The sequence below is a fragment of the Pseudomonas migulae genome, assembly GCF_043225285.1.
Lineage (GTDB): Bacteria > Pseudomonadota > Gammaproteobacteria > Pseudomonadales > Pseudomonadaceae > Aquipseudomonas > Aquipseudomonas migulae_C.
Genome location: NZ_CP171224.1, coordinates 2,088,152 through 2,113,290 on the forward strand (window position 1 = coordinate 2,088,152; position 25,139 = coordinate 2,113,290).

Genomic DNA, 25,139 nt, shown 5'->3' on the forward strand with positions numbered 1-25,139 from the left:
GTACAAGAGTCTAAAGAGGATCTTGTCCCCAGTCAAGGCAAGGCCCCGACCTTCCCGCTCATCCAACCTCGACAAATTGTCTCGATTCGATGAACGGAACGACCAGGGCCTTACGCTCATTTATCGCAGAACTCAGTTACCGCTAGAGTTCAGCGCTTCGGTCAGTGCAGCTTCCACTTCACTGGCGCTTACGCGCAACGGTTTGTCAGCATCACGGCGGCGCTTACGCTCGCTGTGATAAGCCAGACCGGTACCTGCCGGGATCAGACGACCCACGACTACGTTTTCTTTCAGGCCGCGCAGGTAATCGCGCTTGCCGGTTACCGCCGCTTCGGTCAGTACGCGGGTGGTTTCCTGGAAGGAAGCCGCCGAGATGAACGATTCGGTGGACAACGACGCCTTGGTGATACCCAGCAGTACGCGAGTGAACTTGGAAACGAATTTCTCGTCGTTCGCCAGGCGCTCGTTCTCTACCAGAACGTGAGTCAATTCCATCTGGTCGCCCTTGATGAAACTGGAATCGCCGGATTCAGCGATTTCAACTTTACGCAGCATCTGACGCAGGATGGTCTCGATGTGCTTGTCGTTGATCTTCACGCCTTGCAGACGGTAAACGTCCTGGATCTCGTTCACGATGTACTTCGCCAGCGCACTCACACCCAACAGACGCAGGATGTCGTGTGGATCGCTCGGGCCGTCGGAGATAACTTCGCCGCGGTTTACCTGTTCGCCTTCGAAGACGTTCAGGTGACGCCACTTCGGAATCAGCTCTTCGTACGGATCGCTACCGTCGTTCGGAGTAATGACCAGACGGCGCTTGCCTTTGGTCTCTTTACCGAACGCGATGGTGCCGCTGACTTCAGCCAGAATCGAGGCTTCTTTCGGACGACGTGCTTCGAACAAGTCGGCAACACGCGGCAGACCACCGGTGATGTCACGGGTCTTCGAAGTTTCTTGCGGGATACGAGCGATAACATCACCGATCGCGATCTTCGCACCGTCCGCTACACCGACCAGGGCGTTCGCAGGCAGGAAGTACTGAGCAATTACGTCGGTACCCGGCAGCAAGAGATCCTTGCCGTTGTCATCAACCATCTTCACAGCAGGACGGATATCTTTACCGGCAGCTGGACGGTCTTTGGCGTCGAGTACTTCAATGTTGGTCATACCGGTCAATTCGTCAGTCTGACGCTTGATCGTGATGCCTTCTTCCATGCCCACGTAGGTCACGGTACCTTTCATTTCGGTAACGATTGGGTGAGTGTGCGGATCCCACTTGGCCACGATTGCGCCAGCGTCGACCTTGTCACCCTCTTTAACCGAAATCACAGCACCGTACGGCAGCTTGTAACGCTCACGCTCACGACCGAAGTCATCAGCGATTGCCAGCTCACCGGAACGGGAAACCGCAACCAGGCAGCCATCCACTCGCTCAACGTGTTTCAGGTTGTGCAGACGGACGGTACCGCCATTCTTCACCTGAACGCTGTCGGCTGCGGAGGTCCGGCTTGCCGCACCACCGATGTGGAACGTACGCATGGTCAGCTGGGTACCCGGCTCACCGATGGACTGGGCAGCAATTACGCCGACCGCTTCACCGATGTTCACCTGGTGACCACGAGCCAGATCACGGCCGTAGCACTTGGCGCAAATGCCGTAGCGGGTTTCGCAGCTGATCGGCGAGCGCACGATCACTTCGTCGATGCTGTTCAGCTCGATGAACTCGACCCACTTCTCGTCTACCAGGGTGCCGGCAGGAACGATAACTTCCTCGGTACCAGGCTTGAATACGTCACGGGCAATGACACGACCCAATACGCGCTCACCCAACGGCTCAACAACGTCACCGCCTTCAATGTGCGGAGTCATTACCAGGCCATGTTCGGTGCCGCAATCGATCTCGGTCACGACCAGATCTTGCGCCACGTCTACCAGACGACGAGTCAGGTAACCGGAGTTAGCGGTTTTCAACGCGGTATCCGCCAGACCTTTACGAGCACCGTGAGTGGAGATGAAGTACTGAAGTACGCTCAAACCTTCACGGAAGTTCGCAGTAATCGGCGTTTCGATGATGGAACCGTCCGGCTTGGCCATCAGGCCACGCATACCGGCGAGCTGACGGATCTGCGCAGCAGAACCCCGTGCGCCCGAGTCGGCCATCATGTACATCGAGTTGAAGGATTCCTGGTCGACTTCGACGCCATGACGGTCGATGACTTTCTCTTTCGAGAGGTTGGCCATCATCGCCTTGGAAACTTCGTCGTTCGCCTTGGACCAGAGGTCGATCACTTTGTTGTACTTCTCGCCCTGGGTTACCAGGCCGGAGGCGTACTGACTTTCGATCTCTTTCACTTCGTCGGTAGCAGCACCGATGATGCGGGCTTTTTCATCCGGGATAACGAAGTCGTTAACACCGATGGAAACGCCGGAAATGGTCGAATAGGCAAAACCGGTGTACATCAACTGGTCAGCGAAGATCACGGTCTCTTTCAAACCAACCACGCGGTAGCACTGGTTGATCAGCTTGGAGATCGCCTTTTTCTTCATTGGCAGGTTAACGACGTCAAAGGACAAGCCTTTTGGCACAACCTGGAACAACAGCGCACGGCCGACAGTGGTGTCGACGATACGGGTGCCGCTCACGCTGCCACCGTCACGATCGTTCACGGTTTCGTTGATCCGCACCTTGACCTTGGCGTGCAGTGCGGCTTCGCCGGCACGGAACACACGGTCAACTTCCTGCAGATCCGCGAACACACGACCTTCGCCCTTGGCGTTGATCGCTTCACGAGTCATGTAATACAGACCCAATACAACGTCCTGCGACGGAACGATGATTGGCTCACCGTTGGCTGGCGACAGAATGTTGTTGGTCGACATCATCAACGCACGCGCTTCCAGCTGGGCTTCCAGCGTCAGCGGTACGTGCACGGCCATTTGGTCGCCGTCGAAGTCGGCGTTGTACGCAGCACAGACCAGCGGGTGCAGCTGGATAGCCTTACCTTCGATCAGTACCGGTTCAAACGCCTGGATACCCAGACGGTGAAGGGTCGGTGCACGGTTGAGGAGAACCGGGTGTTCGCGAATCACTTCAGCGAGAACGTCCCAAACTTCCGGCAGCTCGCGCTCGACCATCTTCTTGGCGGCTTTGATGGTGGTCGCGAGACCACGCATTTCCAGCTTGCCGAAAATGAACGGCTTGAACAGCTCGAGAGCCATTTTCTTCGGCAGACCGCACTGGTGCAGACGCAGGGTCGGACCTACGGTAATTACCGAACGACCGGAGTAGTCAACACGCTTACCGAGCAAGTTCTGACGGAAACGACCTTGCTTACCCTTGATCATGTCAGCCAGGGATTTCAGAGGACGCTTGTTGGAACCGGTGATAGCGCGGCCACGACGACCGTTGTCGAGCAGTGCATCGACGGCTTCCTGCAACATACGCTTTTCGTTGCGCACGATGATGTCCGGAGCGGACAGATCGAGCAGGCGCTTCAAGCGGTTGTTACGGTTGATCACTCGACGATACAGATCGTTGAGGTCGGAAGTCGCGAAGCGACCGCCATCCAGCGGGACCAGTGGACGCAGATCTGGCGGCAGAACCGGCAGAACGGTCAGCACCATCCATTCTGGAAGGTTGCCGGAACCCTGGAAGGCTTCCATCAACTTCAGACGCTTGGACAGCTTCTTGATTTTGGTTTCGGAGTTGGTTTGCGGAATCTCTTCACGCAGACGACCAATCTCGTGCTCCAGATCGATAGCGTGCAGCAGTTCACGGACAGCTTCGGCACCCATGCGGGCATCGAAATCGTCGCCGAACTCTTCCAGCGCTTCGAAGTACTGCTCATCGTTCAGCAGCTGACCCTTTTCAAGGGTGGTCATGCCTGGATCGATAACGACATAGCTCTCGAAGTAGAGAACGCGTTCGATATCACGCAGGGTCATGTCCATCAGCAAGCCGATACGCGACGGCAGCGATTTCAGGAACCAGATGTGGGCAACTGGCGAGGCCAGTTCGATGTGCGCCATGCGCTCACGACGAACCTTGGCCAGTGCAACTTCAACGCCGCACTTCTCGCAGATCACACCACGGTGCTTCAAGCGCTTGTACTTACCGCACAGGCACTCGTAATCCTTTACCGGGCCAAAGATCTTGGCGCAGAACAGACCGTCACGCTCAGGTTTGAACGTACGGTAGTTGATGGTTTCCGGCTTTTTAACTTCACCGAACGACCACGAACGGATCATCTCAGGCGATGCCAATCCGATACGGATGGCGTCGAACTCTTCGACTTGACCCTGGTTTTTCAGCAAATTCAGTAGGTCTTTCAAGGCCTTTCCTCCTGGCGGAGCAGAGAGCGGGCAATCCTGCCCCGCTCTCGATTCGCGTCACGTGTTATTCGGTTTCCAGATCGATATCGATGCCGAGGGAACGAATTTCCTTGATCAACACGTTGAAGGACTCGGGCATGCCCGGCTCCATACGGTGATCGCCATCCACGATGTTTTTGTACATCTTGGTACGGCCGTTCACATCGTCCGACTTCACTGTGAGCATTTCTTGCAGAGTGTAAGCAGCACCGTATGCTTCCAGTGCCCAGACCTCCATCTCCCCGAAACGCTGACCACCGAACTGCGCCTTACCACCCAGCGGCTGCTGGGTAACCAGGCTGTACGAACCGGTAGAACGGGCGTGCATCTTGTCGTCTACCAAGTGGTTCAGCTTCAGCATGTACATGTAGCCAACAGTAACCGGGCGCTCGAACTTGTTGCCGGTACGGCCGTCGGTCAGCTGCATCTGGCCGCTTTCTGGCAGGTCTGCCAGTTTCAGCATGGCCTTGATTTCGCTTTCCTTGGCGCCGTCGAACACTGGAGTGGCCATTGGAACGCCGCCACGCAGGTTCTTCGCCAGATCCAGGATTTCCTGGTCGGAGAAGCTGTCCAGATCTTCGTTACGACCGCCGATCTCGTTGTAGATCTCGTGCAGGAACTTGCGAAGCTCGGCGACTTTACGCTGCTCTTCGATCATCCGGTTGATCTTCTCACCCAGACCTTTGGCCGCGAGGCCGAGGTGGGTTTCAAGGATCTGACCAACGTTCATACGCGAAGGTACGCCCAACGGGTTGAGGACGACGTCGACCGGGGTGCCATTGGCATCGTGCGGCATGTCTTCAACCGGCATGATCACGGAGACCACACCTTTGTTACCGTGACGACCGGCCATCTTGTCGCCCGGCTGGATGCGACGACGGATTGCCAGGTAAACCTTGACGATTTTCAGCACGCCTGGAGCCAGGTCATCGCCCTGCTGCAGTTTGCGCTTCTTGTCTTCGAACTTGTCGTCCAGCAGACGGCGGCGATCAACGATGTAGGCCTGAGCCTTCTCGAGCTGCTCGTTCAGAGCATCTTCAGCCATGCGCAGTTTGAACCACTGACCATGCTCAAGACCGTCGAGAACTTCGTCGGTGATGTCCTGACCTTTCTTCAGACCGGCGCCGCCTTCGGCTTTGTGGCCGACCAGAGCGGAACGCAGACGTTCGAAAGTGGCGCCTTCAACGATACGGAACTCTTCGTTCAGATCCTTGCGGATCTCGTCGAGTTGAGTCTTCTCGATCGACAGCGCACGAGCATCACGCTCAACGCCGTCACGGGTGAAGACCTGTACGTCGATGACAGTACCCTTGGTGCCGGTAGGCACGCGCAGGGAGGTGTCTTTAACGTCGCTGGCTTTTTCACCGAAGATGGCACGCAGCAGCTTTTCTTCCGGAGTCAGTTGGGTCTCGCCTTTCGGAGTGACCTTACCTACCAGAATGTCGCCTGCGCCGACTTCAGCACCTACGTAAACGATACCGGCTTCGTCCAGCTTGTTCAGTGCAGCTTCACCCACGTTCGGGATGTCTGCAGTGATTTCCTCAGGCCCAAGCTTGGTGTCACGCGCCACACAGGTCAGTTCCTGGATGTGGATCGTGGTGAAGCGGTCTTCCTGAACCACACGCTCGGACAGGCAGATGGAGTCTTCGAAGTTGAAGCCGTTCCATGCCATGAACGCGATGCGCATGTTCTGACCCAGCGCCAGTTCACCCATGTCGGTGGACGGGCCGTCGGCCATGATGTCGCTACGCTGAACCCGATCACCTTTACGCACCAGCGGACGCTGGTTGATGCAGGTGTTCTGGTTGGAGCGGGTGTACTTGGTCAGGTTGTAGATGTCGACACCAGCTTCGCCGGTTTCAACTTCATCATCAGCAACACGAACCACGATACGGCTGGCGTCCACGGAATCGATAACACCGCCACGACGAGCCACGACGCAAACGCCGGAGTCACGAGCTACGTTACGCTCCATGCCGGTACCGACCAGCGGCTTGTCAGCACGCAGGGTTGGTACAGCTTGACGCTGCATGTTCGAACCCATCAACGCACGGTTGGCGTCGTCGTGCTCGAGGAACGGGATCAGCGACGCTGCAACCGAAACTACCTGCTTCGGCGATACGTCCATCAAGGTGACGTCTTCCGGCGCCTTGACGGTGAACTCGTTCAAGTGACGAACGGCTACCAGCTCGTCGATCAGCACTTTCTTGTCGTTCATCGTGGCCGAAGCCTGAGCGATCACGTGATCAGCTTCTTCGATGGCGGACAGGAACACGATCTCGTCGGTGACCAGAGCGTCTTTCACCACACGATACGGGCTCTCGAGGAAGCCGTACTGGTTGGTGCGCGCATAAGCAGCCAGGGAGTTGATCAGACCGATGTTCGGACCTTCCGGCGTTTCAATCGGGCACACACGACCGTAGTGAGTCGGGTGTACGTCACGGACTTCAAAGCCGGCACGCTCACGAGTCAGACCGCCAGGGCCGAGTGCAGAAACACGACGCTTGTGGGTGATCTCGGACAGCGGGTTGTTCTGGTCCATGAACTGGGACAGCTGGCTCGAACCGAAGAACTCTTTCACCGCCGCAGCCACTGGCTTGGCGTTGATCAGGTCTTGCGGCATCAGGCCTTCGCTTTCAGCCATCGACAGACGTTCTTTGACCGCACGTTCAACACGTACCAGGCCAACGCGGAACTGGTTCTCAGCCATTTCGCCTACGCAGCGAACACGACGGTTACCCAGGTGGTCGATGTCATCGACGATGCCTTTACCGTTACGGATGTCGACCAGAGTCTTCAGGACCGCGACGATGTCTTCTTTGCACAACACGCCCGAACCTTCGATCTCGGTACGACCGATACGACGGTTGAACTTCATCCGGCCGACCGCAGACAGGTCATAGCGCTCAGGGCTGAAGAACAGGTTGTTGAACAGAGTCTCGGCAGCGTCTTTGGTTGGCGGCTCGCCTGGACGCATCATGCGATAGATCTCGACCAGCGCTTCCAATTGGTTGCTGGTGGAGTCGATCTTCAATGTGTCGGAAACGAACGGACCGCAGTCGATATCGTTGGTGTACAGAGTCTCGATGCGAACAACGCCGGCCTTGGCGATTTTCGCCAGGATCTCGGTGTTCAGCTCGGTGTTGCACTCTGCCAGGATTTCGCCGGTTGCCGGATGCACGATGACCTTGGCGGTAGTGCGACCCAGGACGTAGTCCAGAGGCACTTGCAGCTCTTTGATCCCGGCTTTTTCCAGCTGGTTGATGTGACGAGCAGTGATACGACGACCTTGCTCGACAATAACCTTGCCTTTGTCATCCAGGATATCCAGGACAGCAATTTCACCGCGCAGACGCTGAGGCACCAGTTCCAGGCTGAGGTTTTCACCTTGCACGTGGAAGACGTTGGTGGTGTAGAACGCGTCGAGCACTTCTTCAGTGGTATAGCCGAGCGCGCGCAGCAGTACCGATGCAGGCAGCTTGCGACGACGGTCGATACGCACGAATACGCAGTCTTTCGGGTCGAACTCGAAGTCCAGCCACGAACCGCGGTAAGGAATGATGCGCGCGGAGTACAGCAGTTTGCCGGAGCTGTGCGTCTTGCCACGGTCGTGGTCGAAGAACACGCCCGGGGAACGGTGCAGCTGGGAAACGATTACACGCTCGGTACCATTGATTACGAAGGTACCGTTCTCAGTCATCAGGGGGATTTCACCCATGTAGACTTCTTGCTCTTTGATGTCCTTGATCGCTTTGTTCGACGATTCTTTGTCGAAAATGATCAGGCGCACTTTTACCCGCAAAGGTACGGCGTAAGTTACACCGCGCAATACGCATTCTTTGACATCAAATGCCGGTTCGCCCAGGCGATAACCGACGTACTCCAGCGCAGCATTGCCGGAGTAGCTGATGATCGGGAAAACGGATTTGAAGGCCGCATGCAGGCCCACGTCGCGGAACTGATCTTTAGTCGCTCCCGCTTGCAAGAATTCACGATACGAATCCAGCTGGATGGCCAGGAGGTACGGCACATCCATGACGTCCGGCAACTTGCTAAAGTCCTTGCGGATACGTTTTTTCTCAGTATATGAGTAAGCCATCAGCGTTCCCCAGCTTGGTCACCTGCTTGTTTGGCCCCTCCCGACGGGAGCAGCCAGAAAATCGTGCAAACCCCATGGTTTGCGCCACCGCATCGGGTGGTTACAGCTCGTTATCAGCACCGACCCAGTCGGCTGCCAATAACGGAAAAAGGCCGGTGGCAAGAGCCACCAGCCATCAGCCTTTCGCTTAACGCTCGGGCTGGAGGAGCAAAGTCGATGCTTACTTCAGCTCGACTTTAGCGCCTGCTTCTTCCAGTACTGCTTTGGCTTTGTCAGCTGCGTCTTTGGCAACAGCTTCCAGAACCATGGCAGGAGCGCCGTCAACTACAGCCTTGGCTTCTTTCAGGCCCAGACCGGTCAGTTCACGTACTGCCTTGATCACGTTAACTTTCTTCTCGCCAGCTTCGGTCAGCATGACGTTGAATTCAGTTTGCTCTTCAACAACAGCGGCAGCAGCAGCTGGACCAGCCGATGCAGCAGCAGCGGTAACACCGAATTTTTCTTCGAAAGCTTTGATCAGCTCAACAACTTCCATTACGGACATGCTGCCAACTGCTTCAAGGATATCGTTCTGAGAGATAGACATGAATCTAATTCCTGATATTGGGGACGGCCTACGCGACCATCGAAAAAAACAAAAAACGCGAGAAGCTGACGAGCCTTAGGCTGCAGCGGCTTCTTTCTGGTCGCGAATCGCCGCCAGAGTACGAGCCAATTTGCTGGTAGCGCCTTGAATCACGCTCATCAGCTGAGAAATTGCTTCGTCACGGGTCGGCAGAGTTGCCAGTACGTCGATTTGGTTAGCTGCGAGGAACTTGCCCTCGAACGCAGCTGCCTTGATCTCGAACTTGTCCTGACCCTTTGCGAACTCTTTGAAGATCCGGGCAGCAGCGCCTGGATGTTCTTTGGAGAAGGCAATCAGGGTAGGGCCAGTGAACGTGTCGTTGAGAACACTGAATTCAGTGTCAGCAACGGCGCGCTTGAGCAGGGTGTTACGTACAACACGTACGTAAACGCCAGCTTCACGAGCCTCTTTACGGAGTCCGGTCATCGCGCCTACTGTTACGCCACGGGCATCAGCCACGACAGCGGACAGAGCGACTTTGGCAGCCTCGTTGACTTCAGCGACGATGGCCTTCTTGTCTTCGAGTTTAATTGCCACGGGTTTAACTCCTGCTTGTTACCGTTTCATCTGGTCGAAACCGGATGTCGTTTTGGTGTCTGATTCGGTAAGGAACCGGGAGCACCATCTGCGTAGGCTTGTGGTTTAAGACTTGCGTCGCCTACGGTCTTGGATAGCCCCCGCCAGGCAGGGACCCCAATCTTTCAATTGGCGTAATCGCTTACGCCAACTTTTGTCTTACGCGTCGAGCGAGCTTTGGTCGATGACCAGACCTGGGCCCATAGTGGTGCTCAGGGTAACGCGCTTGACGTAAATGCCTTTCGAGGAAGCTGGTTTGATACGCTTCAGATCAGCGATCAGGGCTTCAACGTTTTCCTTCAGCTTGACGGCGTCGAAGCCGATCTTGCCAACGGAAGTGTGGATGATGCCGTTTTTGTCGGTGCGATAACGAACCTGACCAGCCTTGGCGTTTTTAACCGCGGTAGCTACGTCTGGAGTTACGGTGCCGACTTTAGGGTTAGGCATCAGACCACGTGGACCGAGGATCTGACCCAACTGGCCTACAACGCGCATTGCATCCGGGGATGCGATAACTACGTCATAGTTCAGGTCGCCGCCTTTCATTTCGGCAGCCAGGTCGTCCATACCTACACGGTCAGCGCCGGCAGCCAGAGCGGCCTCAGCAGCTGGACCCTGGGTGAACACGGCAACGCGAACAGTCTTGCCAGTGCCGTGTGGCAGCACAGTAGCGCTACGAACAACCTGGTCAGATTTACGCGGGTCAACACCGAGGTTCACAGCAACGTCGAACGACTCGCTGAACTTGACGGTCGACAGCTCAGCCAGCAGAGAAGCTGCGTCTACAAAGTTGTAGGACTTGCCTGCTTCGATTTTGCTGGCGATAGCCTTTTGACGCTTGGTCAACTTAGCCATTACACACCCTCCACGTTAAGGCCCATGCTACGAGCAGAACCGGCGATGGTACGCACGGCTGCTTCCATATCAGCTGCAGTCAGATCCGCGTTTTTAACTTTCGCGATTTCTTCCAGCTGAGCACGAGTTACGGTGCCAACCTTAACGGTGTTCGGACGAGCGGAACCGCTAGTCAGACCAGCCGCCTTCTTCAGCAGAACCGAAGCAGGGGTGGATTTGGTTTCGAAAGTGAAGCTACGGTCGCTGTAGACAGTGATGATCACTGGAGTCGGCAGGCCTGGCTCAATACCCTGAGTACGGGCGTTGAAAGCCTTGCAGAATTCCATGATGTTCACGCCGTGCTGACCCAGAGCAGGACCAACAGGTGGGCTTGGGTTAGCCTGAGCGGCCTTCACTTGCAGCTTGATGTAAGCGGTAATCTTCTTGGCCATGAGGCACTCCAATTACGGGTTCAAACGCCTCGAAAGGCTCCCCGGTTACTTGCGCGTTTATCCCAGTGACGACAAAACCCCACAGCCTAGGGCTGCGGGGTTGGGATGCTTGCTCAGCTAGACCTTTTCGACCTGACTGAACTCGAGCTCTACCGGAGTAGAGCGACCGAAAATGAGCACTGCCACTTGGATCCGGCTCTTTTCGTAGTTAACTTCTTCAACCGTGCCTGTAAAGTCAGCAAACGGCCCGTCGTTGACACGCACCGACTCACCCGGCTCGAACAATGTCTTCGGCTTCGGCTTGTCGCTACCATCAGCAACGCGACGCAGAATTGCTTCTGCCTCTTTATCTGTGATTGGCGCAGGCTTATCAGCAGTACCACCGATAAAACCCATCACTCGAGGAGTATCCTTGACCAAGTGCCAAGTACCCTCATTCATATCCATCTGAACCAGCACGTAACCAGGGAAGAATTTACGCTCGCTTTTGCGTTTCTGGCCATTACGCATCTCAACCACTTCTTCAGTGGGAACCAGAATTTCGCCGAAGCCATCTTCCATGCCAGCCAGCTTTACGCGCTCTACCAACGAGCGCATGACATGCTTCTCGTAACCGGAGTAAGCATGCACAACGTACCAACGCTTAGCCACGGGACACCCTTAGCCGACGATCAAGGAAACAAGCCAGCCGAGGAGCGAATCAAGCCCCCACAGCAGCAACGCCATAACCAGGACAACAGCCACGACAATCAGCGTGGTCTGAGTGGTTTCTTGGCGAGTTGGCCATACGACTTTACGAATCTCGGTGCGAGCTTCCTTAACCAGTACAAAGAAAGACTTGCCCTTGACTGTCTGCAGGCCTACAAAGGCAGCAACAGCAGCAATGACAAGCAATGCAAGTACGCGATACAGGATCGGCGAAGCAGAGTAGTACTGATTGCCAACAACGCCAACAACCACCAAAGCGACTACTACTAGCCACTTGAGCAGATCGAAGCGAGAGCCTTGAGCTTCAGCTTTAGGAGTCATCTATGAAGATCCTGTGAAAAGAAAGCCAGACACACCGAGTGAATCTGGCAGGTCAGGAGGGAATCGAACCCCCAACCTACGGTTTTGGAGACCGTCGCTCTGCCAATTGAGCTACTGACCTAAAACAAAATCAGGCCGACCATTATGCCGACCCAAAAAAGACATTACAACAACTTACTCGGCAGCCCTGGCACGAACACCAGAACCACACGCACGATCGCCAAGAAAACGCGACCGCAACCCTTAAAACAAAGGCAGATATTTTCATATCTGCCTTGTTATATGGAGCTCTTGAGCGGATTTGAACCGCTGACCTCACCCTTACCAAGGGTGTGCTCTACCAACTGAGCTACAAGAGCGTAACACTGTGCAAAACCTGTAAACTTGGAGCGGGTAGCGGGAATCGAACCCGCATCATCAGCTTGGAAGGCTGAGGTTCTACCACTAAACTATACCCGCGAGGCTTACAGCTCTCGCTAAAAATGGTGGAGGGGGAAGGATTCGAACCTTCGAAGTCGTAGACGTCAGATTTACAGTCTGATCCCTTTGGCCGCTCGGGAACCCCTCCTAAGCGAGCCGGCATTCTATATCATGCCAGCCTTCTGTCAAGCATTTTCTCATTAAAAACCTGAGGTTAGCTGCGTTGACCTCGCTTCGCATCGTTAACCTTTGAAGGTCTTCGCTGCTGAGCGGGCGCCATTCTATGCAAACTATTCCGCGGGTGCAACCCCCTCGCACGGCATTATTTTATGTTTTAACTCATTGAATTCTCTGGAAAGGTTTTGCAGCTGCACATCATCGAGCCAGCGGCGGCTTTCCGGAGCTACACGCACCCAATAACCAGAAAAGTCAGGGCTATCTTTTGGCAGTGGCTGAAATTTGATTTCCATGCCATTCAGCCGCCTCTCGACTGCCTGAGCCAACTCCGGACGCACAAGACCACCCACGTACAGACAGCCGGTTTCCGCGGGAGCAGACTTTCCTTTTTCACGGGAGAGGTCAGACGCCTCGCTTAACAAGCGAATATCCTGCTGATTCCCACGGTACAAACTCAAAGGGGTAACATCCTTCGCACGCAGAGGAGCCTCTTGTTGGTGCCAGATGTAATAGAAAATGTTGAGCACTAGCAGCAGCAGGAACAACCAACGCATACGAACCTCAGGATAAAGGACACGCCATAGCCAACCCTACAAACACCAGATCCGGAACCACTCTGGCCTCAGGCACGATCTCGGAAACCAACCCCGCATCGCCGCCTGTGAGGAACACGGAGAATTCCGCCCCCCAATAGCTACGCGCAAGCTCCAACTGGGTTAGAACAAAACCTCTCAACATCAACGAGCACCCTCGCTCAACTGCTTCGACGGTCGTTCGTCCAGGTGCAAGATTCTCCAAAGCTCGCTCCGCAGCCAAGTCTCCATATCGGATTTTACGGGTATGGGTACGCAACTGATTTCGCATCAACGGCATTCCCGGACAAATAAAGCCGCCAAGGTGCGCTCCATCAGCAGCGACAAAGTCCGCTGTGACTGCAGTACCGAAGTCCAGCACCAGGCATGCACCCGAAGCCAAGTGAAACCCTCCAAGCATCGCCAGCCAACGATCAAGCCCCAGGCGATCGAACTCCTCATAGCCATTGCGAACGCCCGACATTTCGCGAGCGGGCGCCGCGCAAGCCACGGACACCCCATAAGTCTCTGCCAGCAGAGAAACCAATGCAGCGGTTTCCTCAGCCGTCCTTACGCTGACCAGCCGGCAGAACCTGAGAGCCAGCCCCTGGAGCGCATTCAAACTCTCCAGCAAGGCGAGATTCGAATCGACAACGCCCTCCCCAACAGTTTGGCGGGCGTCCGCAGCGAGGACTCGCCACTTGATAAAACTGTTTCCGCAGTCGAGCTCAAGAATCATCACGCAACCTCAAACTGAGCTCACCACCACTAAAGACCTTTTCCACACCGTCTACCCTCAAGCGCAGAGCACCTTGACTATCAATGCCCAGCACTTCGCCATCTATTTGGTTAACACCCGCGATCAACGAGACCGCCCGCCCCTGCCATAGGTGATTCTGCTCCCACTCAGACTGGATAGCGGGAAATCCATCGGTCTGGTGCCGCCCCAAATAGACCTGGAGCACCCCTCCCAACTTCGCGACCAGGTGATTTCGATCAAACGCCCGCCCCGACTCGAGCCGCATAGACGTCCACTCCTGGTCAATCTCACTGGTCAGCTGCATGTTCACATTAATGCCAACACCCAACACCACGTGACATACGTCAGCGGGGTCACCGACCAGCTCAAGCAAGATACCGGCGATTTTTTTCTGCCCAACCAGCACATCGTTAGGCCACTTCAAGCCGACATCTGAAATACCAAGCTCCCGCAAGGTTTGCATGACCGCGAGCCCAACTACAAGGCTCAGCCCCTCCAGCTGACGCATGCCGCCCTCAATGCGCAGCACCAGGCTGTAGTAGACGTTTTCTGCAAAAGGACTTGCCCACTTGCGCCCACGACGCCCGCGGCCTGACGTCTGCCGTTCGGCGAGCACCAGGAATGGCGCGACTTTTCCACGCTCAATCGTACGAAGCGCTTCGGCATTAGTGGAGTCAATAGAATCAAAAACCAGGACGGGCCAATCACAGGAAGGCGCTTGCTCTGCTATCTCGGCAGAGTCGAGCAACGTCAATGGCGAAGCCAATTGATAACCACGCCCACGCACCTTGTGGACAGACAAGCCAAGTTCAGCCTCTAAAAGCTGAAGCTGTTTCCACACAGCACTGCGACTGACACCCAACGCCGCACCAAGGGCCTGACCGGAATGGAAACGACCATCTTTAAGAAGCTTTAACAACGTCAGCATGCAAGTCCCGCCTCACAATGAGGCCCGCATGATAGCCACGCCTCGAGCCGTTGCATAGAAACCGTACCAAGCGGTTTTCCTGCGGGCAAAACAAAACCCCAACTGCTTTCGCAATTGGGGTTTCGGAATTTAATCTTGACGATGACCTACTCTCACATGGGGAAACCCCACACTACCATCGGCGATGCATCGTTTCACTGCTGAGTTCGGGATGGGATCAGGTGGTTCCAATGCTCTATGGTCGTCAAGAAATTCTTGAGCTGACGCGTCTTTCGACGTTCCAGCGAATTGGGTATGCGATAGTTTGTGTGTTTGTTCTCGAACTTTCGGTTCGTTTCGTCTTCACACACCGCAATTTGATGCTCTCTCGAGTAGTCAAATTGCTTGGGTGTTATATGGTCAAGCCTCACGGGCAATTAGTATTGGTTAGCTCAACGCCTCACAGCGCTTACACACCCAACCTATCAACGTCGTAGTCTTCGACGGCCCTTCAGGGGACTCAAGGTCCCAGTGAGATCTCATCTTGAGGCTAGTTTCCCGCTTAGATGCTTTCAGCGGTTATCTATTCCGAACATAGCTACCCGGCAATGCCACTGGCGTGACAACCGGAACACCAGAGGTTCGTCCACTCCGGTCCTCTCGTACTAGGAGCAGCCCCTCTCAAATCTCAAACGTCCACGGCAGATAGGGACCGAACTGTCTCACGACGTTCTAAACCCAGCTCGCGTACCACTTTAAATGGCGAACAGCCATACCCTTGGGACCGGCTTCAGCCCCAGGATGTGATGAGCCGACATCGAGGTGCCAAACACCGCCGTCGATATGAACTCTTGGGCGGTATCAGCCTGTTATCCCCGGAGTACCTTTTATCCGTTGAGCGATGGCCCTTCCATACAGAACCACCGGATCACTAAGACCTACTTTCGTACCTGCTCGACGTGTCTGTCTCGCAGTCAAGCGCGCTTTTGCCTTTATACTCTACGACCGATTTCCGACCGGTCTGAGCGCACCTTCGTACTCCTCCGTTACTCTTTAGGAGGAGACCGCCCCAGTCAAACTACCCACCATACACTGTCCTCGATCCGGATAACGGACCTGAGTTAGAACCTCAAAGTTGCCAGGGTGGTATTTCAAGGATGGCTCCACGCGAACTGGCGTCCACGCTTCAAAGCCTCCCACCTATCCTACACAAGCAAATTCAAAGTCCAGTGCAAAGCTATAGTAAAGGTTCACGGGGTCTTTCCGTCTAGCCGCGGATACACTGCATCTTCACAGCGATTTCAATTTCACTGAGTCTCGGGTGGAGACAGCGCCGCCATCGTTACGCCATTCGTGCAGGTCGGAACTTACCCGACAAGGAATTTCGCTACCTTAGGACCGTTATAGTTACGGCCGCCGTTTACCGGGGCTTCGATCAAGAGCTTCGCGTTAGCTAACCCCATCAATTAACCTTCCGGCACCGGGCAGGCGTCACACCCTATACGTCCACTTTCGTGTTTGCAGAGTGCTGTGTTTTTAATAAACAGTCGCAGCGGCCTGGTATCTTCGACCGGCATGAGCTTACGGAGCAAGTCCTTCACCCTCACCGGCGCACCTTCTCCCGAAGTTACGGTGCCATTTTGCCTAGTTCCTTCACCCGAGTTCTCTCAAGCGCCTTGGTATTCTCTACCCAACCACCTGTGTCGGTTTGGGGTACGGTTCCTGGTTACCTGAAGCTTAGAAGCTTTTCTTGGAAGCATGGCATCAACCACTTCGTGTTCTAAAAGAACACTCGTCATCAGCTCTCGGCCTTAGAATCCCGGATTTACCTAAGATTCCAGCCTACCACCTTAAACTTGGACAACCAACGCCAAGCTGGCCTAGCCTTCTCCGTCCCTCCATCGCAATAACCAGAAGTACAGGAATATTAACCTGTTTTCCATCGACTACGCTTTTCAGCCTCGCCTTAGGGACCGACTAACCCTGCGTCGATTAACGTTGCGCAGGAAACCTTGGTCTTTCGGCGTGGGTGTTTTTCACACCCATTGTCGTTACTCATGTCAGCATTCGCACTTCTGATACCTCCAGCAAGCTTCTCAACTCACCTTCACAGGCTTACAGAACGCTCCTCTACCGCATCACCTAAGTGATACCCGTAGCTTCGGTGTATGGTTTGAGCCCCGTTACATCTTCCGCGCAGGCCGACTCGACTAGTGAGCTATTACGCTTTCTTTAAAGGGTGGCTGCTTCTAAGCCAACCTCCTAGCTGTCTAAGCCTTCCCACATCGTTTCCCACTTAACCATAACTTTGGGACCTTAGCTGACGGTCTGGGTTGTTTCCCTTTTCACGACGGACGTTAGCACCCGCCGTGTGTCTCCCATGCTCGGCACTTGTAGGTATTCGGAGTTTGCATCGGTTTGGTAAGTCGGGATGACCCCCTAGCCGAAACAGTGCTCTACCCCCTACAGTGATACATGAGGCGCTACCTAAATAGCTTTCGAGGAGAACCAGCTATCTCCGAGCTTGATTAGCCTTTCACTCCGATCCACAGGTCATCCGCTAACTTTTCAACGGTAGTCGGTTCGGTCCTCCAGTTAGTGTTACCCAACCTTCAACCTGCCCATGGATAGATCGCCCGGTTTCGGGTCTATTCCCAGCGACTAGACGCCCTATTAAGACTCGCTTTCGCTACGCCTCCCCTATTCGGTTAAGCTCGCCACTGAAAATAAGTCGCTGACCCATTATACAAAAGGTACGCAGTCACCCAACAAAGTGGGCTCCCACTGCTTGTACGCATACGGTTTCAGGATCTATTTCACTCCCCTCTCCGGGGTTCTTTTCGCCTTTCCCTCACGGTACTAGTTCACTATCGGTCAGTCAGTAGTATTTAGCCTTGGAGGATGGTCCCCCCATATTCAGACAAAGTTTCTCGTGCTCCGTCCTACTCGATTTCATGACTAAGAGATTTTCGCGTACAGGGCTATCACCCACTATGGCCGCACTTTCCAGAGCGTTCCGCTAATCTCAAAGCCACTTAAGGGCTAGTCCCCGTTCGCTCGCCACTACTAAGGGAATCTCGGTTGATTTCTTTTCCTCAGGGTACTTAGATGTTTCAGTTCCCCTGGTTCGCTTCTTAAGCCTATGTATTCAGCTTAAGATACCTAACTTATGTTAGGTGGGTTCCCCCATTCAGACATCTCCGGATCAAAGTCTGTTTGCCGACTCCCCGAAGCTTTTCGCAGGCTACCACGTCTTTCATCGCCTCTGACTGCCAAGGCATCCACCGTATGCGCTTCTTCACTTGACCATATAACCCCAAGCAATCTGGTTATACTGTGAAGACGACATTCGCCGAAAATTCGCGATTAAACTCACAAATTTTACCTTAGCCTGATCCGTTACCAGTGAAAGTAACGTTCAGTCTATCTTTCTATCACATACCCAAATTTTTAAAGAACGATCTAGCCAAAGACTAGAAATCAACATTCACCATGTCACCATGGAATGCTCATTTCTAAGCTTTCAACAAACAGAAGCAGTAGTGGTGGAGCCAAACGGGATCGAACCGTTGACCTCCTGCGTGCAAGGCAGGCGCTCTCCCAGCTGAGCTATGGCCCCGTATTGCTACAGGATCCCACACAAAAATTGGTGGGTCTGGGCAGATTCGAACTGCCGACCTCACCCTTATCAGGGGTGCGCTCTAACCAACTGAGCTACAGACCCAATTTCGGGCTGCTTCTTATCGTCTTCTTCAATGAATCAAGCAATTCGTGTGGGAACTTATGGAGCAGCTGATGTCGTCGATTAAGGAGGTGATCCAGCCGCAGGTTCCCCTACGGCTACCTTGTTACGACTTCACCCCAGTCATGAATCACACCGTGGTAACCGTCCTCCCGAAGGTTAGACTAGCTACTTCTGGTGCAACCCACTCCCATGGTGTGACGGGCGGTGTGTACAAGGCCCGGGAACGTATTCACCGCGACATTCTGATTCGCGATTACTAGCGATTCCGACTTCACGCAGTCGAGTTGCAGACTGCGATCCGGACTACGATCGGTTTTATGGGATTAGCTCCACCTCGCGGCTTGGCAACCCTCTGTACCGACCATTGTAGCACGTGTGTAGCCCAGGCCGTAAGGGCCATGATGACTTGACGTCATCCCCACCTTCCTCCGGTTTGTCACCGGCAGTCTCCTTAGAGTGCCCACCATTACGTGCTGGTAACTAAGGACAAGGGTTGCGCTCGTTACGGGACTTAACCCAACATCTCACGACACGAGCTGACGACAGCCATGCAGCACCTGTCTCAATGTTCCCGAAGGCACCAATCCATCTCTGGAAAGTTCATTGGATGTCAAGGCCTGGTAAGGTTCTTCGCGTTGCTTCGAATTAAACCACATGCTCCACCGCTTGTGCGGGCCCCCGTCAATTCATTTGAGTTTTAACCTTGCGGCCGTACTCCCCAGGCGGTCAACTTAATGCGTTAGCTGCGCCACTAAGAGCTCAAGGCTCCCAACGGCTAGTTGACATCGTTTACGGCGTGGACTACCAGGGTATCTAATCCTGTTTGCTCCCCACGCTTTCGCACCTCAGTGTCAGTATCAGTCCAGGTGGTCGCCTTCGCCACTGGTGTTCCTTCCTATATCTACGCATTTCACCGCTACACAGGAAATTCCACCACCCTCTACCATACTCTAGCTTGTCAGTTTTGAATGCAGTTCCCAGGTTGAGCCCGGGGCTTTCACATCCAACTTAACAAACCACCTACGCGCGCTTTACGCCCAGTAATTCCGATTAACGCTTGCACCCTCTGTATTACCGCGGCTGCTGGCACAGAGTTAGCCGGTGCTTATTCTGTCGGTAACGTCAAAACAGCAAAGTATTAATTTACTGCCCTTCCTCCCAACTTAAAGTGCTTTACAATCCGAAGACCTTCTTCACACACGCGGCATGGCTGGATCAGGCTTTCGCCCATTGTCCAATATTCCCCACTGCTGCCTCCCGTAGGAGTCTGGACCGTGTCTCAGTTCCAGTGTGACTGATCATCCTCTCAGACCAGTTACGGATCGTCGCCTTGGTGAGCCATTACCTCACCAACTAGCTAATCCGACCTAGGCTCATCTGATAGCGCAAGGCCCGAAGGTCCCCTGCTTTCTCCCGTAGGACGTATGCGGTATTAGCGTCCGTTTCCGAACGTTATCCCCCACTACCAGGCAGATTCCTAGGCATTACTCACCCGTCCGCCGCTCTCAAGAGAAGCAAGCTTCTCTCTACCGCTCGACTTGCATGTGTTAGGCCTGCCGCCAGCGTTCAATCTGAGCCATGATCAAACTCTTCAGTTCAAACATCTTTGGGTTTTTAAGAAACCCTAAACTTGACTCAGCAATCGTTGGTTACATCTTTGATTTCTCGCGGAGTAACTTGTGATGCTGATAATCTTGTTGACTATCAGTCTGACTCCACAAGCACCCACACGAATTGCTTGATTCAGTTGTTAAAGAGCGGTTGGTTAAGATCTTTCGTCTCAACCGAGGCGCGCATTCTACAGCAGCCTCTGTTGCTGTCAAGCGGTTATTTTCAGAAGTTTTCAAAGTTTCCCTTGCAACTTCAACCACTTGCGCTTCCGATCTCTCGTTAGCGGGAGGCGAATTCTACAGCGTTACTCGCTGCTGTCAACACCTCTTTTTCTCCGCTTTCGACCGAGAAGATCGAACCGTCCATCAAGCCTTACAACACCGCTTGACCGACTCCTTCTGAGCTTCGATGACCTGAAGCAACTCGCTGCCGAAAACTGCGTAACTCGTTGTTTACCAAGGAGTTTTCCGTTTCGACTGCGCCGGAAGTGGGGCGAATTATAGACTTCCAGAATCTGCCGTCAACCCCTAATTTCAGCCTTATTCAGATTTGAGCGAAATACGCGCAAATGCCTTCTTTCCGGCCTGGCAAACATGGGTCGCGCCGAGTACGTATATAAAGGTGCGATCTACAACCTCACCATCTATACGCACACCGCCGGAATTCAGCAGATCACGCGCCACTGCCGAGTTCTTCACCAGACCAGCCTTATTAAGGACGGCAGCGATCGGCATATCTTCGGTAGCGGTCAGTTCGATTTCCGGCAGGTCGTCTGGCAACTCGCCATCCTTCATGCGATTACCCGCCGCACGATGGGCATTGGCCGCAGCCTCTTCACCATGGAAGCGCGCAACGATCTCTTCCGCCAGCTTGATCTTGATGTCACGCGGATTGGCACCCGCCTCGACATCAGCACGGAACGCATTGATCTCTTCCATGGAACGGAAGCTGAGCAGCTCGAAGTAACGCCACATCAGCGCATCCGGAATCGAAACCAGTTTGCTGTACATGACACCCGGCGCTTCCTGAATGCCGACGTAGTTGCCCAAAGACTTGGACATCTTCTTCACGCCATCCAGACCTTCGAGCAACGGCATGGTCAGAATGCACTGCGGCTCCTGCCCATAACCACGCTGCAGTTCACGCCCCATCAACAGGTTGAACTTCTGGTCGGTACCGCCCAACTCGACATCAGCACGCAAGGCGACCGAGTCGTAGCCCTGAACCAGCGGATAGAGAAACTCATGGATGGCGATTGGCTGATTGGTGGTGTAGCGCTTGTCGAAATCGTCGCGCTCGAGCATGCGAGCGACGGTGTATTGCGAAGTCAGGCGAATGAAGTCAGCCGGCCCCATCTGGTCCATCCAGGTGGAGTTGAACGCCACCTCGGTTTTCGCCGGATCAAGAATCTTGAACACTTGAGTCTTGTAGGTCTCGGCATTCTCGAGAACCTGCTCACGGGTAAGCGGTGGACGCGTGGCGCTCTTGCCGCTCGGATCACCGATCATCCCGGTGAAGTCACCTATAAGGAAGATCACCTGATGCCCCAGTTCCTGGAACTGGCGCAGCTTATTAATAAGCACGGTGTGACCCAGGTGCAAATCCGGCGCGGTCGGATCGAAGCCTGCCTTAATACGTAGCGGCTGGCCACGCTTGAGCTTTTCGACCAGCTCGGACTCGACCAACAGTTCTTCCGCACCACGTTTGATCAGCGCTAGCTGCTCTTCAACCGACTTCATAACAGACCCGCAAGGCTCGAATTCAAAGGGAACCAACCATACAAGATCACGCGTCAAATACAAAGTTTGGCCGGCGCAATGACGCCAATCCGCTGGCAGAGTGACCACGGACTTGCTTCAGAGATGATTTGGTTATATTTTATACAGTTATTTCATCTTCATCATGTCATTCATCTTTTCCAATTCATCTTTTTCAAAGTCAAAATTACCTATGACCCAAGAATCGTCTAAAGCGCCACCGCTTTACCCGAAGACCCACCTGCTCGCAGCAAGTGGCATCGCCGCCCTTCTGAGCCTGGCGCTTCTGGTATTCCCTTCCAGCGATGTAGAAGCCAAAAAGACAACCCTCAGTCTTGAACTGGAAAGCCCTGCTGAACAACTGACACAAGATCAAGACGCTGCCGACGCCACACAAGCCACAAATGAGCCGGTAACTTCCCCATTCGCGCAGATCGAAAACGGCGCGGAAGAACCCCAGGAAACCGCAGAGGCCGCGCCAGCGCCGGTTGTCGAAGAAAAGAAGGGACCTAATCACAGGGAAGTGACAGTCGCCAAAGGCGATACGCTCTCCACACTGTTCGAGAAGGTCGGCCTTCCAGCCGCGTCGGTGCATGAAGTAATGGCCAGCGACAAACAGGCCAAGCAGTTCAGCCAACTCAAGCACGGCCAGAAGCTCGAATTCGAACTGAACCCCGAAGGCCAGCTGACCAACCTGCACAGCAAGGTCAGCGACCTCGAAACCATTACCCTGACCAAGAACGACAAGGGTTATGTATTCAACCGCATCACCGCCAAGCCTACCGTGCGCTCCGCCTACGTTCACGGCGTGATCAACAGCTCGCTGTCGCAGTCCGCCGCCCGCGCCGGCCTGTCCCACAGCCTGACCATGGACATGGCCAGCGTGTTTGGCTATGACGTCGACTTCGCCCAGGATATTCGCCAGGGCGACGAGTTCGACGTGATCTACGAACAGAAAGTCGTCAACGGCAAAGCCGTCGGTAACGGCCCCATCCTTTCCGCGCGCTTCACCAACCGCGGCAAGACCTACACCGCCGTGCGCTACACCAACAAACAAGGCAACAGCAGTTACTACACCGCCGACGGCAACAGCATGCGCAAGGCGTTTATCCGTACGCCGGTAGACTTCGCCCGCATCAGCTCCAAGTTCTCCATGGGCCGCAAGCACCCGATCCTGAACAAGATCCGCGCCCACAAAGGTGTCGACTACGCAGCGCCGCGCGGTACGCCAATCAAGGCGGCCGGTGACGGCAAGGTGTTGTTGGCCGGCCGTCGCGGTGGTTATGGCAATACCGTGATCATCCAGCACGGCAACACGTATCGCACGCTGTATGGCCATATGCAGGGCTTTGCAAAAGGCGTCCAGACCGGCAGCTCCGTCAAGCAGGGTCAAGTGATCGGCTACATCGGCACTACCGGCCTGTCCACCGGGCCGCATTTGCACTACGAGTTCCAGGTCAATGGCGTGCACGTCGATCCGCTGGGCCAGAAAGTGGCGATGGCCGACCCAATCTCCAAAGCAGAACGGGCTCGTTTCCTCGCGCAGAGCCAGCCTCTGATGGCGCGCATGGATCAAGAAAAATCCACCCAACTGGCTTCGAGCAAACGCTAAATCATGACGCTCTATATAGGTGTGATGTCCGGAACCAGTCTCGATGGCCTGGACATCGCACTGGTTGAGCTGAGTCCGGCGATCAAACTGGTCGCCACGCACTACATTCCCATGCCTGACGCCCTGCGCACCGAGCTGCTCGGCTTGTGCGCAAGCGGCCCGGACGAAATCGCCCGCTCCGCCATTGCCCAGCAGAACTGGGTGAAGCTGGCGGCGCAGGGCATTCATACCCTGCTTGATCAGCAAAACCTGAAACCCGAAGACATTCGCGCGATTGGCAGCCATGGCCAGACCATTCGCCACGAACCGGCGCGCGGCTTCACGGTACAAATCGGCAACCCTGCCCTACTGACGGAATTGACCGGTATCACCGTAGTCAGCGACTTCCGCAGCCGCGACGTTGCCGCAGGCGGTCAAGGCGCCCCGCTCGTTCCGGCCTTCCACGAAGCTTTGTTTGAAGAGCAGGCGGGCAACCGTGCGGTATTGAACGTAGGCGGCTTCAGCAATCTCAGCCTGATTGAACCCGGCAAACCTGTAGCGGGTTTCGACTGTGGCCCCGGGAATGTGTTACTGGATGCGTGGATTCATCAGCAACGCGGCGACAACTACGATCGCGACGGCCACTGGGCTGCCAGCGGTAAAGTCGAACCTGTTCTGTTGACTGCACTGCTCAGCGATCCGTTTTTCGTGACCAAAGGCCCGAAAAGCACCGGCCGTGAAGTGTTCAACCTGCCCTGGCTGACACGGCATCTTTCGCAATTGCCAGCATTCGCCAGCGCAGACGTGCAGGCAACATTGCTCGAGCTGACCGCGCTGACCATCATCGAATCACTGCAAAACGCTCAAGCGGATACACAGGAGTTGCTGATCTGCGGTGGCGGCGCGCACAACGCGACGCTGATGAAACGCCTGGCCAGCCTGCTGCCAAACGCCAAGGTCAGCAGCACCGCCACTCACGGTGTCGACCCGGACTGGGTCGAAGCCATGGCTTTCGCCTGGCTGGCCCATTGCTGCCTGGAAGGGATCGCAGCCAATCGCCCGAGCGTCACCGGCGCCCGCGGCTTGCGCGTACTCGGCGCCATCTACCCCGCCTGAACGCCAGACAGCAAAACGCCGCAGAGCCCTGAGGCCATGCGGCGTTTGTAATGCAGTGACGCGCGATCAGATCGAGAACGAAGAGCCGCAGCCACACGTGGTGCTGGCGTTCGGGTTCTTGATGACGAAACGCGAACCTTCCAGACCTTCCTGGTAATCCACCTCGGCGCCTGCCAGGTACTGGAAGCTCATCGGATCGACCACCAGGCTCACGCCTTCGCGCTCGACGATGGTGTCGTCATCGGCCACTTCTTCATCGAAGGTGAAGCCGTACTGAAAACCTGAACAACCGCCGCCCGTAACGAATACGCGCAGCTTCAAGCGATCATTCCCCTCTTCATCGACCAGGCTCTTCACCTTGTGCGCGGCACCGTGGGTGAATTGCAAAGCCGTGGGGGTGAAGGATTCGACGCTCATGCTGACTATCTCCCGGCGTTACGCCGCCATAATGCGTGATGACGCGCATTATCCGCTTCTCCTAGAAAAGCGGTCAACTA

At 54.9% G+C, this 25,139-nt stretch carries 15 protein-coding genes, 6 tRNA genes and 3 rRNA genes; 2 read left to right on the forward strand and 22 right to left on the reverse strand.

What is annotated here, in order from left to right:
* Window positions 1-132: 132 nt before the first annotated feature.
* The 21 genes from rpoC to tyrS form a co-directional block, all read right to left on the reverse strand.
* A complete protein-coding gene (rpoC, locus tag ACF6ZU_RS09715; protein WP_392891913.1) occupies window positions 133-4,332 on the reverse strand; it encodes a DNA-directed RNA polymerase subunit beta' in 4,200 nt (1,399 codons plus the stop codon).
* 64 nt (window positions 4,333-4,396) lie between these two features.
* The gene (gene rpoB / locus ACF6ZU_RS09720) at window positions 4,397-8,470 is read right to left on the reverse strand and encodes a DNA-directed RNA polymerase subunit beta (protein WP_392891915.1); all 4,074 of its coding nucleotides are present in this window, start codon (window positions 8,468-8,470) and stop codon (window positions 4,397-4,399) included.
* A 220-nt stretch (window positions 8,471-8,690) separates the two neighbouring features.
* Window positions 8,691-9,056 (reverse strand): 50S ribosomal protein L7/L12, encoded by a 366-nt coding sequence (gene rplL / locus ACF6ZU_RS09725; RefSeq protein WP_145017335.1) that lies wholly within the window; start codon window positions 9,054-9,056, stop codon window positions 8,691-8,693.
* Window positions 9,057-9,131: 75 nt separating this feature from the next.
* A complete protein-coding gene (rplJ, locus tag ACF6ZU_RS09730; protein WP_110755008.1) occupies window positions 9,132-9,632 on the reverse strand; it encodes a 50S ribosomal protein L10 in 501 nt (166 codons plus the stop codon).
* A 198-nt stretch (window positions 9,633-9,830) separates the two neighbouring features.
* On the reverse strand, window positions 9,831-10,526 hold the full coding sequence (gene rplA / locus ACF6ZU_RS09735) for a 50S ribosomal protein L1 (protein ID WP_150638506.1): 696 nt from the start codon (window positions 10,524-10,526) through the stop codon (window positions 9,831-9,833).
* Window positions 10,526-10,957 carry a 50S ribosomal protein L11 gene (gene rplK, locus ACF6ZU_RS09740; protein WP_008030880.1) on the reverse strand — a complete coding sequence of 144 codons (432 nt, stop codon included), beginning with the start codon at window positions 10,955-10,957 and terminating at the stop codon, window positions 10,526-10,528. Before rplK ends, rplA begins: the two co-directional genes overlap by 1 nt.
* 117 nt (window positions 10,958-11,074) lie before the next feature.
* A complete protein-coding gene (nusG, locus tag ACF6ZU_RS09745; protein ID WP_007896622.1) occupies window positions 11,075-11,608 on the reverse strand; it encodes a transcription termination/antitermination protein NusG in 534 nt (177 codons plus the stop codon).
* Between the two features lie 9 nt (window positions 11,609-11,617).
* Entirely contained in the window at window positions 11,618-11,986 is a 369-nt protein-coding gene (secE, locus tag ACF6ZU_RS09750) for a preprotein translocase subunit SecE (protein ID WP_007896620.1), read from the reverse strand.
* A 45-nt stretch (window positions 11,987-12,031) separates the two neighbouring features.
* Window positions 12,032-12,107: transfer RNA gene (locus ACF6ZU_RS09755), tRNA-Trp, on the reverse strand.
* A gap of 162 nt (window positions 12,108-12,269) precedes the next feature.
* Window positions 12,270-12,345, reverse strand: a tRNA-Thr gene (locus ACF6ZU_RS09760).
* Window positions 12,346-12,371: 26 nt separating this feature from the next.
* Window positions 12,372-12,445 (reverse strand) — tRNA-Gly (locus tag ACF6ZU_RS09765).
* Between the two features lie 24 nt (window positions 12,446-12,469).
* Window positions 12,470-12,554, reverse strand: a tRNA-Tyr gene (locus ACF6ZU_RS09770).
* A 142-nt stretch (window positions 12,555-12,696) separates the two neighbouring features.
* On the reverse strand, window positions 12,697-13,137 hold the full coding sequence (locus ACF6ZU_RS09775) for a hypothetical protein (RefSeq protein ID WP_392891920.1): 441 nt from the start codon (window positions 13,135-13,137) through the stop codon (window positions 12,697-12,699).
* A 7-nt stretch (window positions 13,138-13,144) separates the two neighbouring features.
* Window positions 13,145-13,894, reverse strand: coding sequence for a pantothenate kinase (locus ACF6ZU_RS09780; protein ID WP_392891921.1), 750 nt, complete (start codon window positions 13,892-13,894; stop codon window positions 13,145-13,147).
* Window positions 13,884-14,843, reverse strand: coding sequence for a bifunctional biotin--[acetyl-CoA-carboxylase] ligase/biotin operon repressor BirA (birA, locus tag ACF6ZU_RS09785; protein WP_392891923.1), 960 nt, complete (start codon window positions 14,841-14,843; stop codon window positions 13,884-13,886). Before birA ends, ACF6ZU_RS09780 begins: the two co-directional genes overlap by 11 nt.
* Before the next feature lie 133 nt (window positions 14,844-14,976).
* Window positions 14,977-15,092, reverse strand: a 5S ribosomal RNA gene (gene rrf / locus ACF6ZU_RS09790).
* A 146-nt stretch (window positions 15,093-15,238) separates the two neighbouring features.
* Window positions 15,239-18,130: ribosomal RNA gene (locus tag ACF6ZU_RS09795) — 23S ribosomal RNA — on the reverse strand.
* 235 nt (window positions 18,131-18,365) lie between these two features.
* Window positions 18,366-18,441 (reverse strand) — tRNA-Ala (locus ACF6ZU_RS09800).
* Window positions 18,442-18,469: 28 nt separating this feature from the next.
* Window positions 18,470-18,546: transfer RNA gene (locus ACF6ZU_RS09805), tRNA-Ile, on the reverse strand.
* Between the two features lie 82 nt (window positions 18,547-18,628).
* A 16S ribosomal RNA gene (locus tag ACF6ZU_RS09810) occupies window positions 18,629-20,165 on the reverse strand.
* Together the 16S, 23S and 5S rRNA genes with 2 tRNA genes alongside form the textbook arrangement of a ribosomal RNA operon.
* A 552-nt stretch (window positions 20,166-20,717) precedes the next feature.
* Complete coding sequence (gene tyrS, locus ACF6ZU_RS09815; protein ID WP_392891925.1) at window positions 20,718-21,917, reverse strand: tyrosine--tRNA ligase; 1,200 nt, start codon at window positions 21,915-21,917, stop codon at window positions 20,718-20,720.
* Window positions 21,918-22,128: 211 nt separating this feature from the next.
* On the opposite strand from tyrS, the gene ACF6ZU_RS09820 reads away from it, so the two are divergent.
* Both ACF6ZU_RS09820 and ACF6ZU_RS09825 read left to right on the forward strand, forming a co-directional pair.
* Complete coding sequence (locus ACF6ZU_RS09820) at window positions 22,129-23,547, forward strand: peptidoglycan DD-metalloendopeptidase family protein (protein WP_392891926.1); 1,419 nt, start codon at window positions 22,129-22,131, stop codon at window positions 23,545-23,547.
* Window positions 23,548-23,550: 3 nt separating this feature from the next.
* Window positions 23,551-24,642: an anhydro-N-acetylmuramic acid kinase gene (locus ACF6ZU_RS09825; protein ID WP_392891928.1), complete on the forward strand. Its 1,092-nt coding sequence runs from the start codon at window positions 23,551-23,553 to the stop codon at window positions 24,640-24,642.
* 66 nt (window positions 24,643-24,708) lie between these two features.
* Here ACF6ZU_RS09825 and erpA read toward each other — a convergent pair whose 3' ends face one another.
* Window positions 24,709-25,059 carry an iron-sulfur cluster insertion protein ErpA gene (gene erpA, locus ACF6ZU_RS09830; protein WP_007947969.1) on the reverse strand — a complete coding sequence of 117 codons (351 nt, stop codon included), beginning with the start codon at window positions 25,057-25,059 and terminating at the stop codon, window positions 24,709-24,711.
* Between the last annotated feature and the right edge of the window lie 80 nt (window positions 25,060-25,139).

Excerpts from the sequence above, each read along its gene's own strand:
- rpoB (WP_392891915.1), bottom strand. The coding sequence starts at position 8,470 with ATGGCTTACTCATATACTGAGAAAAAACGTATCCGCAAGGACTTTAGC.
- rplL (WP_145017335.1), bottom strand. The coding sequence starts at position 9,056 with ATGTCTATCTCTCAGAACGATATCCTTGAAGCAGTTGGCAGCATGTCC.
- rplA (WP_150638506.1), bottom strand. The coding sequence starts at position 10,526 with ATGGCTAAGTTGACCAAGCGTCAAAAGGCTATCGCCAGCAAAATCGAA.
- rplK (WP_008030880.1), bottom strand. The coding sequence starts at position 10,957 with ATGGCCAAGAAGATTACCGCTTACATCAAGCTGCAAGTGAAGGCCGCT.
- secE (WP_007896620.1), bottom strand. The coding sequence starts at position 11,986 with ATGACTCCTAAAGCTGAAGCTCAAGGCTCTCGCTTCGATCTGCTCAAG.
- ACF6ZU_RS09775 (WP_392891920.1), bottom strand. The coding sequence starts at position 13,137 with ATGCGTTGGTTGTTCCTGCTGCTGCTAGTGCTCAACATTTTCTATTAC.
- ACF6ZU_RS09780 (WP_392891921.1), bottom strand. The coding sequence starts at position 13,894 with ATGATTCTTGAGCTCGACTGCGGAAACAGTTTTATCAAGTGGCGAGTC.
- birA (WP_392891923.1), bottom strand. The coding sequence starts at position 14,843 with ATGCTGACGTTGTTAAAGCTTCTTAAAGATGGTCGTTTCCATTCCGGT.
- tyrS (WP_392891925.1), bottom strand. The coding sequence starts at position 21,917 with ATGAAGTCGGTTGAAGAGCAGCTAGCGCTGATCAAACGTGGTGCGGAA.
- ACF6ZU_RS09820 (WP_392891926.1), top strand. The coding sequence starts at position 22,129 with ATGACCCAAGAATCGTCTAAAGCGCCACCGCTTTACCCGAAGACCCAC.
- ACF6ZU_RS09825 (WP_392891928.1), top strand. The coding sequence starts at position 23,551 with ATGACGCTCTATATAGGTGTGATGTCCGGAACCAGTCTCGATGGCCTG.
- erpA (WP_007947969.1), bottom strand. The coding sequence starts at position 25,059 with ATGAGCGTCGAATCCTTCACCCCCACGGCTTTGCAATTCACCCACGGT.